This is a genomic window from Pseudoalteromonas sp. H103 (genome assembly GCF_001469205.1).
Classification (GTDB): Bacteria; Pseudomonadota; Gammaproteobacteria; order Enterobacterales; family Alteromonadaceae; genus Pseudoalteromonas; species Pseudoalteromonas carrageenovora.
In genome coordinates this window covers 496,140-508,833 of sequence record NZ_LOFG01000012.1, presented here as the reverse complement: position 1 = coordinate 508,833, position 12,694 = coordinate 496,140, and the positions used below count along the sequence as shown (strand labels likewise).

At 37.8% G+C, this 12,694-nt stretch carries 15 protein-coding genes; 14 read left to right on the top strand and 1 reads right to left on the bottom strand.

What is annotated here, in order from left to right; genetic code table 11:
• Positions 1 to 134 precede the first annotated feature (134 nt).
• The 13 genes from argC to ATS74_RS09535 all read left to right on the top strand — a co-directional run bounded on the left by argC (position 135) and on the right by ATS74_RS09535 (position 11,233).
• On the top strand, positions 135 to 1,145 hold the full coding sequence (gene argC / locus ATS74_RS09600; protein WP_058548672.1) for an N-acetyl-gamma-glutamyl-phosphate reductase: 1,011 nt from the start codon (positions 135 to 137) through the stop codon (positions 1,143 to 1,145).
• Complete coding sequence (argB, locus tag ATS74_RS09595) at positions 1,146 to 1,913, top strand: acetylglutamate kinase (protein WP_058548671.1); 768 nt, start codon at positions 1,146 to 1,148, stop codon at positions 1,911 to 1,913. It abuts the gene before it with no gap.
• A 7-nt stretch (positions 1,914 to 1,920) separates the two neighbouring features.
• A complete protein-coding gene (locus ATS74_RS09590) occupies positions 1,921 to 2,853 on the top strand; it encodes an ornithine carbamoyltransferase (protein ID WP_058548670.1) in 933 nt (310 codons plus the stop codon).
• Entirely contained in the window at positions 2,850 to 4,052 is a 1,203-nt protein-coding gene (locus tag ATS74_RS09585; RefSeq protein ID WP_058548669.1) for an argininosuccinate synthase, read from the top strand. Before ATS74_RS09590 ends, ATS74_RS09585 begins: the two co-directional genes overlap by 4 nt.
• A 50-nt stretch (positions 4,053 to 4,102) precedes the next feature.
• On the top strand, positions 4,103 to 5,968 hold the full coding sequence (gene argH, locus ATS74_RS09580; RefSeq protein WP_058548668.1) for an argininosuccinate lyase: 1,866 nt from the start codon (positions 4,103 to 4,105) through the stop codon (positions 5,966 to 5,968).
• A gap of 289 nt (positions 5,969 to 6,257) precedes the next feature.
• On the top strand, positions 6,258 to 6,455 hold the full coding sequence (locus ATS74_RS09575) for a hypothetical protein (protein WP_058548667.1): 198 nt from the start codon (positions 6,258 to 6,260) through the stop codon (positions 6,453 to 6,455).
• A gap of 16 nt (positions 6,456 to 6,471) precedes the next feature.
• Positions 6,472 to 7,005, top strand: coding sequence for a hypothetical protein (locus tag ATS74_RS09570; RefSeq protein ID WP_058548666.1), 534 nt, complete (start codon positions 6,472 to 6,474; stop codon positions 7,003 to 7,005).
• A gap of 1,202 nt (positions 7,006 to 8,207) precedes the next feature.
• Positions 8,208 to 8,651 (top strand): hypothetical protein, encoded by a 444-nt coding sequence (locus ATS74_RS09560; protein WP_082660581.1) that lies wholly within the window; start codon positions 8,208 to 8,210, stop codon positions 8,649 to 8,651.
• Positions 8,652 to 8,719: 68 nt separating this feature from the next.
• Positions 8,720 to 9,163: a hypothetical protein gene (locus ATS74_RS09555; protein WP_082660575.1), complete on the top strand. Its 444-nt coding sequence runs from the start codon at positions 8,720 to 8,722 to the stop codon at positions 9,161 to 9,163.
• Positions 9,156 to 9,668 (top strand): hypothetical protein, encoded by a 513-nt coding sequence (locus ATS74_RS09550; protein ID WP_058548663.1) that lies wholly within the window; start codon positions 9,156 to 9,158, stop codon positions 9,666 to 9,668. Before ATS74_RS09555 ends, ATS74_RS09550 begins: the two co-directional genes overlap by 8 nt.
• A 5-nt stretch (positions 9,669 to 9,673) precedes the next feature.
• Positions 9,674 to 10,192, top strand: a complete 519-nt coding sequence (locus ATS74_RS09545; RefSeq protein WP_058548662.1) for a hypothetical protein — start codon at positions 9,674 to 9,676, stop codon at positions 10,190 to 10,192.
• Positions 10,185 to 10,697 carry a hypothetical protein gene (locus tag ATS74_RS09540; RefSeq protein WP_058548661.1) on the top strand — a complete coding sequence of 171 codons (513 nt, stop codon included), beginning with the start codon at positions 10,185 to 10,187 and terminating at the stop codon, positions 10,695 to 10,697. The genes ATS74_RS09545 and ATS74_RS09540 overlap by 8 nt, the downstream gene beginning before the upstream one ends.
• Before the next feature lie 128 nt (positions 10,698 to 10,825).
• Complete coding sequence (locus tag ATS74_RS09535) at positions 10,826 to 11,233, top strand: hypothetical protein (protein WP_235591999.1); 408 nt, start codon at positions 10,826 to 10,828, stop codon at positions 11,231 to 11,233.
• A 50-nt stretch (positions 11,234 to 11,283) separates the two neighbouring features.
• Here ATS74_RS09535 and coaD read toward each other — a convergent pair whose 3' ends face one another.
• Entirely contained in the window at positions 11,284 to 11,775 is a 492-nt protein-coding gene (gene coaD / locus ATS74_RS09530) for a pantetheine-phosphate adenylyltransferase (protein WP_058548659.1), read from the bottom strand.
• Positions 11,776 to 11,949: 174 nt separating this feature from the next.
• Here coaD and ATS74_RS09525 point away from each other — a divergent pair, with 174 nt between their 5' ends.
• Entirely contained in the window at positions 11,950 to 12,603 is a 654-nt protein-coding gene (locus tag ATS74_RS09525) for a TetR/AcrR family transcriptional regulator (protein ID WP_058548658.1), read from the top strand.
• Positions 12,604 to 12,694 lie beyond the last annotated feature (91 nt).

Below are 12,694 nucleotides of genomic sequence, written 5' to 3'. Positions count from 1 at the left end.
ATTAAAGTAAAGCTATGACAATAATGCGACGATAATCTACAAATTCATTAAATTAAGTCTTAATTTAGCGATTTAGCTAACTTAAGCGAACAACATATATATTTAGCAATACATTTTAAAATAACGAGTAATCAATGAATGTAGTAATTATTGGCGCAAGCGGTTACAGCGGCGCAGAGTTAGCAAGCTTAGTTGCTAATCACCCACACCTTAAATTAGCAGGTTGTTATGTATCTGAAGGTAGTTTAGATAAAAATAAATTGCTAAGCGATCTTTATCCTGAGCACCTAGGCTTACTCGATACGCCTTTACTCCCTCTTAGCGCTTCAGCATTTGATGACATTAACAATAGCGCTGACTATGTTTGTTTATGTACAGATCATAAGGTAAGTGTTGATTTAGCACCCCAATTTTTAGCTATGGGAAAAAAGGTATTTGATTTATCAGGTGGCTACCGCCTAGCAAGCAACGACGATTACGTTACTTACTATGGTTTTGAGCATCAACATCCTGAACTATTAAACGAAGCGGCCTACGGTTTAGCTGAATGGAATAGTGATGCTATAGCAAATGCACAACTCGTTGCAGTGGCAGGTTGCTACCCGACTGCGGCACTCAACGCACTAAAACCTCTTAAACAAGCTGATTTATTAAGTGATGAAAATATTATTATTAATGCGGTATCGGGTGTAACGGGAGCTGGGCGAAAAGCAAGCGTAGGTACTCACTTTTGTGAAGTGTCGCTGGTTCCATATGGTTTGTTTAACCACCGCCACGGTCCAGAGATTGAACAGCACTTAGGTCACAAAGTGCTATTTACTCCGCATTTAGGTAATTTTCCGCGTGGTATTTTAGAAACTATTTATGTACAGCTTAAGCTTGGCGTTACCAAGGAAAACGTTTTAGACGCTTATAAAGTACTTGCAGATGAGCCATTGATTCGTCTACTCGAAAATAAAATACCGTCTATTAAAGGTGTTGCACAACAACCGTATGTTGATATTGGTTGGCAACAACAAGGGACGCAGTTAATCGTTATGTCTGCTATTGATAATTTATTAAAAGGCGCTGCAGGCCAAGCATTACAATGTATTAACTTATCCATGAATTTAAAACACACTACTGGCTTAAAAGGGGCGTTTTAAATGAGCAAAAAAACGTGGGTAATTAAACTCGGTGGTGCAGTACTTAATATAGAAAATGCAGCAAAAGCTTTGTTTGATGTATTAAATGAGCAAAACAATGATGAGTTTGTCATCGTGCATGGAGGCGGTTCTTTAGTTGATACATGGCTAAAGCAAGCAGGCTTTGCTAGTGCAAAGCACCAGGGCTTGCGTATCAGCCCAAAAGAGCAAATGCCTTATATTGTAGGCGCACTTGCTGGCTGTGCTAATAAACAGCTAGTAAGCCAAGCCATAAATGCAGGACATAAACCTGTTGGATTAAGCCTTTATGAAGCCGGTGTTAGTGCTTCGCAAAAGCTAAAAGCACTTGGCCAAGTCGGTAAGTGTAAAAGTAATGATGACTCTATCGTTAATGATTTACTTAAAATTGGCCGCTTACCTATTGTGAGCTCTATTGGCTTTGACGAGCAAGGTAACTGGTACAACGTGAATGCCGATGAAGCTGCAGCAGCGATTGCCAGTAATCTAAACGCTGAACTTATATTTATGACAGATGTAGAGGCGGTGCTTGATGCAAATAAACAACCGCTACATCAACTTGACACAAAACACATTGATACTTTAATTGATGAAGGAGTAATTTTGGGCGGGATGGAGGTCAAAGTTAAGACCAGCCTACACGCTGCCCAACATTTACGACGAGGTGTGTATATTTCCAGTTGGCAAAAGCCAGAAAACTTAACTGCTTTGCTAAAAGGCGAGCATGTCGGAACAAAGATTACACCATAGGGTTACCATGTTAGAGAATTTTTTAACGGGTCTAGAATTAGACCAACAAGGCGCACTTAATTTATTAAAATTAGCGCGTGATTTAAAAGCAAATCCAGAGAAATACAGCCAAGTATTAGCGGGCAAGTCTGTTGTTACGTTATTCGAAAAACAAAGTTTACGTACGCGTTTATCATTTGATATTGGTATTAATCGCTTAGGTGGTCACGCTGTATATTTAGATCAGCAAAATGGCGCTATGGGCGCACGTGAATCGGTAAAAGATTTCGCACTTAATATTTCTACATGGGCTGATGGTATTGTAGCGCGTGTTAATCAGCACAGCACATTATCAACGCTAGGTGAATACTCTTCTGTGCCTGTGGTTAATAGCTTGTGTGATTTATATCACCCATGCCAAGCATTGGCTGATTTTTTAACGCTTCAAGAAGTACATGGCGATGTGAGCGAGCTTAAAGTTGCTTACTTAGGTGAGGGCAATAATGTAACTCACTCACTTATGCTCTTAGCGGCAACGCTTGGTACTGATTTTGTAGCGGTAACGCCAAAAGGCAGCTCACCTGATTCGCAAATTCTTAAAAAGGCTGAACAAATAGCAGCTATGAATGGCGCATCAGTAATGGTAAGTGACCGTGTTGAAGCGGCTGTTGGCGCAAACGTTGTTTACGCCGATACGTGGGTTTCAATGGGGGATGACACGCCACTTGAGCTTGTAAAAGAAAAATACATGCCTTATCAGTTAAACCAAGCATTGCTAGATCAAACAGGTGCGACTACGGTATTACATTGCCAACCGGCACACCGTGAGTTTGAAATTACCTCTGAGGTAATGGATGGCCCAGCATCTAAAATTATTCAACAAGCAGAAAATCGCATGCATGCGCAAAATGCTCTGCTAGTTACATTACTAAATCCAAATTTTGTTAAGGAACACCTATGAGTTCAATTAAAAAAGTCGTTTTAGCCTATTCAGGTGGTCTTGATACGTCGGCTATCGTGCCATGGTTAAAAGAAAACTACGATTGTGAAGTAATCGCGTTTGTTGCCGATGTAGGCCAAGGCGCTGAAGAGCTTGAAGGCGTAGAAGCTAAAGCAATCGCATCAGGTGCGTCTGAGTGTTACGTAGTTGACTTAAAAGACGAAATGGTAAGTGAATACATTTACCCAACGCTTAAAACCGGTTCAATTTACGAAGGTACTTATTTACTTGGTACTTCAATGGCGCGCCCAATTATCGCTAAAGCACAAGTTGAAATTGCACGTAAAGTAGGTGCCGATGCACTTTCTCATGGTTGTACTGGTAAAGGTAACGACCAAGTTCGTTTTGAATCGTGCTTTGCAGCACTTGCACCCGATTTAAAAGTAATTGCGCCATGGCGTGAGTGGGACTTATCGAGTCGTGAATCATTACTAGATTACTTAGCTGAGCGTGATATTCCGTGCTCTGCTTCTGCAACAAAAATATACAGCCGTGATGCTAACGCATGGCATATTTCGCACGAAGGTGGCGAGCTTGAAGACCCATGGTGTGAGCCTAGCGACCAAGTGTGGACTTGGACTAACTCTCCTGAGCAAGCACCTGATAAAGCTGAGCATGTAACGCTTACGGTTATCGAAGGCGAAGTAGTTGCGGTAAATGGTGAAGAGCTTAAACCTTACGACTGTTTAGTTAAATTAAACGACATCGCAGCACCACATGGTGTTGGGCGTGTAGACATTGTAGAAAATCGTTTAGTAGGCATGAAATCGCGTGGTTGTTACGAAACGCCAGGTGGCACCGTTATTATGGCGGCACTGCAAGCTATTGACGAGCTAGTACTTGATAAATCTAGCCGTAAATGGAAAGAAGTACTCGGCGGTGAGTTTTCGCACTTAGTTTATGATGGTCGTTGGTTTACACCTCTTAAAGATTCTATTTTAGCCGGCGCAGAAGCACTTTCTACACTAGCAACGGGTGAAGTTGTACTTAAGCTTTACAAAGGCCAAGTGACAGCTGTTCAGAAAAAATCACCTAATAGCTTATACAGCGAAGACTTTGCTACCTTTGGTGAAGACGATGTGTATGACCAATCGCACGCTGAAGGCTTTATTCGTTTATTCTCGCTTTCGAGCAGAATTTCAGCAATGGCTAAAAAGTAAATTATTTATAGCCCCTTTAAAAGGGGCATTTCAGGGTTTGGAGAGATTTCATGGCATTATGGGGCGGACGTTTTTCTACGGGTCCAGATGAGGCGTTTAAACAATTTAACGACTCACTTCCGTTCGATTACCAGTTAGCAGAGCAAGATATTATTGGCTCTGTGGCATGGGCAGGCGCACTTGAGCAAGTGAATGTGCTTTCAAGTGACGAGCATACAAAATTAGTCGCAGCATTAAACGAACTGCTTGAAGAAGTAAAAGCAGATCCACAAGCTGTAGCAACATCAGGTGCTGAGGATATTCACTCGCACGTTGAAGCTGCATTAATTGAAAAAGTAGGCGATTTAGCTAAAAAGCTACACACAGGCCGAAGCCGTAATGACCAGGTAGCTACCGACTTTAGATTATGGTGCCGTGATACTGCCGATCATTTACTGGGTGCAATAGCCGGATTAAAAGCTGAATTTGTTGCCCTTGCAGAGCGTGAACTAGGCACTATTTTGCCAGGTTACACTCACTTGCAACGTGCTCAACCTGTGTTATTTAGTCATTGGTGTATGGCCTACGTTGAAATGCTAGAGCGAGATGAAGGCCGCCTACAAGATGCCAAAGCACGTATGAATTTTTGCCCGCTTGGCAGTGGAGCATTAGCCGGTACAGCTTACCCAATTGATCGCCAAGCTTTAGCCGAAGGTTTAGGCTTTACTGGTGCAACAAAAAATAGCCTTGATGGTGTATCTGATCGTGACTTTGTAGTCGAGCTTTTAAGTTGTGCGTCTATTTCGATGATTCACCTATCACGTATGTCTGAAGATTTAATTTTTTATAATTCGGGTGAAGCCGGATTTATAGAGCTTGCTGATAATGTAACATCTGGCTCATCTTTAATGCCTCAGAAAAAGAACCCAGATGCATTAGAGCTCATTCGTGGTAAAACTGGGCGTGTATTTGGCGCGTTTAGTGCCATGATGATGACCCTAAAAGCATTACCCCTTGCTTACAATAAAGATATGCAAGAAGACAAAGAAGGCCTATTTGATGCTATGCCAACATGGCTTGCGTGTATTCATATGGCACAAGCGTGTATTAAAGGCGTAAAAGTAAACGGTGATAAAACATTAGCAGCCGCAAAAGGCGGCCACGCTAATGCAACAGAACTCGCTGACTACTTGGTTGCTAAAGGTGTGCCCTTTAGAGAAGGTCATCACATTGTTGGTGTGCTGGTGCAGCTTGCCATTAGTGAAGGTAAAACCCTAGAGGAGCTTTCACTTGAGCAGTACAAATCGGTTAATGACGTATTTGAAGATGACGTTTACCCAGTACTTGAAATAGATGCCTGTATTAAAGCTCGTCAAGCGCTTGGTGGTACGTCTATTGAACAAGTAACGAATGCTGTTAAAGAAGCCAAAAAAAAACAGCAAATAACGGTTCGTGATGCAAACTTAGACGATGTTGAGGCCATTGCAACGCTTATACAACACTGGGCAACCGTAGGTGAAAACTTACCTCGTGCTAAAAGCGACATGGTGCATTCAATTAATGAATTTGCCGTAACTGAAATAAATGGCAAAGTGTCGGGCTGTGCGTCGTTATACATTTATGACACTGGTCTTGCTGAAATACGCTCTTTAGGAATAGACCCAAAAAGTGCTGTATCTGGGCAGGGCAGGCAGCTTGTAGATCACTTATTAACAAAAGCCAAAAAATTGGCGCTTAACCGCGTTATTGTACTAACGCGAGTGCCAGATTTTTTTGAGCAGCAGCGTTTTACTTTTTGTAGCAAAGAATCATTACCAGAAAAAGTAATGAAAGATTGCGAGCTTTGCCTTCGTAAAGAAAACTGTGACGAAGTTGCGATGGAATATATTTTGAAGCCGAGTACACGTGCGGAGATCCCGTGTAAATACGTGGCTTAAATTCCCTGGATATAAAAAACGTACGGTTACCCCTGTGCGTTTTTTTATGCGTATAATAGACTGGTCAGATGAGTTTGTGGTTTAGTGAAGGTTTTAGGTTAGTTTTAATAAAGTGCTGCTGATAGCATATATTTTTAATGTCAAAAAAATGTTGGCACATTGGTTGCTTTGTATAAGTCAGATAGCAAAATAGCTATCACTGCTTAAAACAGGTAATGCAATTACCTACATGATGGTGTGATTAAAAGTTGCGCCAAATAATATTAAAACTTATACAAGGATCAATCAAATGCAAGTTTCAGCTAATAGCCAATTACAAATGCAAGCATACAATAAAACACAACAATTACAGCCTGCAGCGGAACAAATTGCTAGCCCTAAAACCCTACAATCTGATACAGTAAGTTTCTCTAATGAGGCGATGGCAGCTAGTATGGGAACTGAACGACAAGCTTCAATTTTACCTGGTGCTCCTAAACCAAAATAATAACTAAAGGTTCTTGATGTTTTTAACTGAGTTTTTTGGTCATTTTTCTTTGTCAGCTTTTACAATGTGGGCTTTTATGATGGCCTTTTTGTTTAACGTTTTTGTTTATTCTATTGGTAATAAGAGAAATACTACCCTTTTACTCAGTTCATTAATCATGTTTATTTCATACTCATCGTATGAGTACTTTTTAGATTGGTTGTCTATTTATGCATTAACTTATTTAGATTTAGCAATATACGATGGTTGCACAATAGCTGCACTCCTCATAGCGAAACATTTTATTAAAACAAGCTCTAGTTCATTGCTTTATTTAATTTTTGGATTGTCTACGAATCTTAGTTTAGCTTTATGTATGCAACTAGACACCTTTATTTTACGTAATAGTGAACCATGGTTTTTTTGGGATTTTTATACTTTCTCGGTGATTACAATCGATTTATTGATGGCTGTTTCTTTGATTGTAGATAGAGACTTTTTAGGCCTACACAAATTAAAAAGTAAGCTATGTGGTTTGTTTAAATCGACAAAGCCTCAGCCCACAACCTAGCTTAAATGTACTTATCTGAAGCCCTAATAGATTATGTAGCGGCTTTCTCCCAATGGGGCTTTTTAATGGCCTTCCTATTTTGTTTGGTCTCCAGCATAAACAAAGAAAATAAGACTCCTGTTTATTTGTCTGCATTAATGCTCTGCTCATATATTTTCAGCAGCTATATAAAACTTTTAGAGAATTTGTATCTTAACTGGGCGCTCTACGATTTTATTACAATTGCAGCGCTGCTAACTTTGCAGTACTTCGATGTTTTTAAACGTACTAAAGCTTTCCTGTTCCTCGTTTTGGCTTTAACTGCTAATGCCGTACTTACGTTGCTTTTGTATTGTGATATATACATTTTGTATAACTTTGAGCCATGGTGGTATTGGAGTGTTTATTCTATCGGCGTAAACGTAATTGATGTTTTAATGATGCTTTCATTAGTATTCAATCAATTTAAGAGTAATCGATTTAGTGAGAGGCTATAAGTGTGGTTGAGCTTTAATAATATGGCTATTTTTGATGTAATCTCTAACTTTGATTTCGCTTATGTATTAAGCGTCATTTTGCAGTGGGGGGGGGCTTATGGCCTTTTTATATTCATTCGTATCCTCAATTAATGAATCCTTTAAAGGTTTAGTCGCACTTTCGAGTATTATGGCGATAGGTTACTTACCTTGGATATTCACAAACTTTCAAACGATTATTTATTTAGATTTTGTCCTTTTAGATATCGCTATTTTAGTAGCTGTTTATGGAACCTAGCGTTATTTTATTAAAGAGAAAACGACAGCTTATGTCTACCTAATTATCGGCCTTAGCATCTACGCCTTTTTAGCCCTTAGCATTTATCTAGATACCAATATTCTATATAATTACACCTACTGGTGGTTTTGGCGCTTTTATTCATCGGCTGTTATGCTTTCTGTGTGATTGCCGTACTAATTATCAATAGAGACTTTTTAGGCTTAATTAAGCTTAAAAGGTGGCTTTTGCAGCTAGCATTTTAAAGACGAAGTATCGATACGTTTATGGCGATGAAAGTTATAGTTTGGATAAGTAAAATACTAAGCTAGGTGCTCAGTTAATGGTGTTGTTTATTATTTTTGAGGTGCTTATTATTAGCGTTTACTTTTAAGATGGATATCATCTCTTTTTTATTAGATGTGAGAATTGCCCATATAATCGGTGTGGTATTGCAATGGGGGTTCCTCATGGCATTTTTATATTCTTTAGTCTCATCTATCAATTCACGCTTTAAAGCGTTAGTTATACTTTCATCGATTATGGCTATTTCGTATTTTCCAGGTGTTTTGTTCAATTACCAAACCATTACTTACCTTGATCTCGCTATTTTAGACGCTATCACCATTGTGGTTTTAATTATTACCCAATACTTTTTTATTAAAGAGAAAACGGTTGCATTTATGTATCTTATGCTTGGGCTGAGTATCAACATGTGCTTTGCTCTAGGTATGTATTTAGACTCTTATATTTTACATAATTACACCTACTGGTGGTTTTGGGGACTGTATTCATCAGTTGTGGCCATTTCTGATCTGAGTATGATTTTAGTGTTGTTTATCAATAGAGATTTCTTAAAAATTATTTATTTCACAAACCTTATTCGCTCGCTATGTGCTAAGAAACCGCAATAGTGAATAATGTTCTAATCCCTCCATAGATTTCAGTTTATATCGGTGTGTTAGTACAGTGGGGCTTTTTAATGGCCTTTTTATATTCACTAACAACTAGCATTAACAATCCATCGAAAAAGGCTGTATGGCTATCTTTAGTTATGGTAGTTTCTTATTGCCTAAGCTCATTTATAGATATTTACAACTTTAGCTACATAGAGTTTTTTTGCTATGACGTAGCCACTTTATTTTTTATTTTTTTTCTGCGGTATTACTTACCTGAAAAGCGCATGTCTACTTACTTATTATTTGGCTTGAGCATCAATTCGTTATTATTTTTAGCTATGCACATAGATGTGTTTGTACGTGGTAATTACGAACCGTGGTGGTTTTGGTCTTTTTATACGGTTGTTATTAATATGATGGATATCATCATGGTTAGTATTTTTTTCGTTAAAAAGGATTTCTTAATGTTAGTGCATGCTACTGATAAGTTGGTGAACGGTGTTATGAGATTGAAGCAAAGTGGCTGATATTCTTTGGGGACTGGTCGATTTAGGTTACAACGTAGGCGTTTTGTTTACGTGGTTTTTTCTTATTGCCTTTTTGTATAACTTATCGGCAAGTATTAATAAGCCAGATAAGAGCAGGGCACAACTTTCATTTATTATGATGGTATCCTACATAGCTAGTTTGCTTATGGACCCACTTATTACACCATCGCACTTAAATTATTTTTATTATGACGCTGTAACTCTCCTTGTTTTACTTCTGTGGCATAATTTCACGGAACAGGCTATACCTACGCCTTTTTATTATTTAATTGTAGGGCTAAGCTTTAATGCCTGCTTATTTTTAGGTATGCATTACGACATTGTTATACAGGGTACACTTTACTATTGGTGGTTTTGGACCGTATATATTTTTGGTATGTATTTTAGCGATTTTACAATGGCACTAGTGCTAATTATAAATAAAGACTTGCTGGGACTTGTGAGGCTTAAAAACGTTTTGCAAAGCGACATTCTGAGGCGTTAATTTCTATGGCAGATATTCTTTGGAGTTTAGTTGCAATTAGAGATTATGTAGGCATTTTCATCACATGGCTGTTCGTTTTCGCTTTTTTGTACAACCTATCAGCAAGTATAAATACTTCTCAAAAAGCGAATGTGTACTTATCTTTAATTATGATGATTTCCTATAGTTCAAGTACATTATTCGATATGGTTACAGTATCGCACTTATACTACTTCTATTTTGATATTGTTACTTTAGCTGCTATTTTTTTCTACAAACGCATAAGCAAAGAAGCTATGCCTGTATCTTTTTACTATGTGGTTATAGGCTTAAGTATTAATGCGAGTTTGTTTTTAGCAATGCATTACGATATTGAAGTACGTGGCACATTGTATTATTGGTGGTTTTGGAATGTTTATGTATTTGGCACGTATTTTACAGATTTAATTATGCCATTAGCTTTAATTGTTAATAAAGATATCTTAGGCTTAGCAAAGTTAAGTGATTATTTAACAACAAAATTTAAGCCCTCACAATATGCATAATTTATTATGGGCGATGGCTAACCTTTATGATTACATAACCATTTTAATTACTTGGCTATTTGTTTTTGCATTTCTATATAACTTATCAATAAGTATTAATAAACCAGATAAAAGCCTAGCCCAAATATCATTTATTATGATGGTTTCATATACATCAAGCATGGTTATGGATCCTCAAACAGCTACGCCTCACCTAAACCTTTTTTTATTTGATGCAGTTACAATATTAACTTTGATGATGTGGGCGGGCTTTTTCATAAAAAACAAGCCTACCGCTTTTTATTACCTAATAGTGGGGCTTAGCTTTAATGCGTTTGTATTTTTTGGAATGCATTACGATAGCATTGTCTTGGGAAATATGGAGTTTTGGTGGTTTTGGGGGCTTTACGGTATTGGTCAGCTTACAAGTGACTTAGTTATGGCAGTGGTTTTATTTATAAATAAAGATATTTTAGGGTTAATAAAAGTCAAAAATTTTCTCGTTAAGAAAATGGGTGCTCATTAATGCTTCAATATGTATTTATGGCATTAAGTACTATAAACGATTACCTGAGCATCTTTATTACATGGGCTTTTGTAGTGCCATTTTTATATAATTACGCTTGTACAATTAACTGCCGTAATAAGCATGTAATGTTCATTTCATTAGTTATGATGCTCTCCTATACATTCAGCCTAATTATGTTCAAAGCATCACTTACCCTTACTGATTCAATATATTTAGATTTAGTAATTGCAGATTTACTTACCATCCTCAGTCTTGTTTACTTCTCTTATAGTTATGTACATGCAAACGCCACAGCCTATTATTACCTTGTTTTTGGTTTAACAATTAATGCAATTTTACATATGGCTATGCATTACGATTATGTAGTATTGGTTAGCTATGACTATTGGTGGCTTTGGGGAGTTTACGGGGTCGGGCAGTTTTCGAGTGATTTAATTATGGCAATAGTCTTAATTATTAATAAAGATATTTTGGGCTTAGTAAAAATTAAAAATTTTTTACTTAGTAGCCGGTTATTACAAAAAACGATATAAGATTAGGTGGAGGGTATTAGCGCATTGCAGCGCTAATACTGATGTGTACTTTAACACGCGTCGCAGCCCAACTTTTCTGTTAAGGCATCAACAATAACAGGGTGAACAAATTCGCTTACATCACCATTATGGCGCGCCACTTCTTTAACCAGTGTTGACGATATAAATGAATTACGCTCAGAAGGTGTTAAAAACACGCTTTCTAAATCTGGATTTAGGCGACGGTTCATGTTTGCGAGCTGAAATTCGTAATCAAAATCAGACACCGCTCTAATACCGCGAATAAGTACATCAGCTTTATGATCAAAAGCTAAATCGGCTAGTAAGCCTGAAAAGCCAATCACTTTTACATTACTTAAATGGCCTAAAATGTTGTTGGCTAAATCCACTCGTTCTTCAAGGCTAAAACACGGTTGTTTAGATGGGTTATGAGCAATAGCTACAATCACAGTGCTAAACATTTTAGCTGCGCGTTGAATAAGATCTGTGTGCCCATTGGTTAAAGGATCGAATGTACCAGGGTAAATTGCCGTAACGTTCATAAGTTTCACTAACTATTATTTTTTGAGTAGTCTATCAGTGTTTGTAGTACAAATCAGCTTAGCTCGTTTTTAAAATAGTAAATTATGGTGGTATTTAAACCAGCTCGATTTGTTTATACTGCAAAGATTATATTTAGTGTAATGTAGTTTATAAGTTAATTTGAGTAGTCGCATATGAATACCAAGGAAAAAATAATACACACCAGTATTTCGTTATTTAATGAACATGGTGAGCGTGCAATATCAACTAATCATATTGCATCGCATTTAGGGATGAGCCCGGGTAACCTTTATTATCACTTTAAAAATAAAGAAGACATTATCCGTCATATTTTTGCGCTTTATAGCGAGCACTTAAACACTCATTTTAAACCAATACATGCTAACGATGATGCGTTTGATCACCTAACAGCGTATTTAGATTCATTATTTGAGTTGATGTGGCGTTATCACTTTTTTTACGACAACTTGGGCGATATTCTCTCCAGAGATGAAAGCTTAAAACAAGCGTATATTGATTTTCAGTCAGCATTGCTCGAGCAGGTACGCCAAGTTATTTTAGGCTTATGCGATAGCGATATGATATTTATAGAAGAGCAAGACGCATTAGAACTTGCCCATACACTCAAGCTTACCGTGAGCTTTTGGACACCCTACATAAAAGCACGTAGACCAAGTGGCGCACTCGCTGAGCAAGATATTTACCATGGTATTTTAAAGGTACTGACTTTATTCAGGGCTTACAGTACTGATAAAAGTATTGATAAAATGAACCAACTACGTGAAAAGTACACCGAACTTGCACAACACGCCCCAAGTGTTACTTAGTCTCATTTTTCTGGTTAGTTCCTAGACGCAAAATTTTTTGATATAATCGCGCGCCCAATGCCTGGGAGCGCGAATTCCCGCAGTCTAAGAG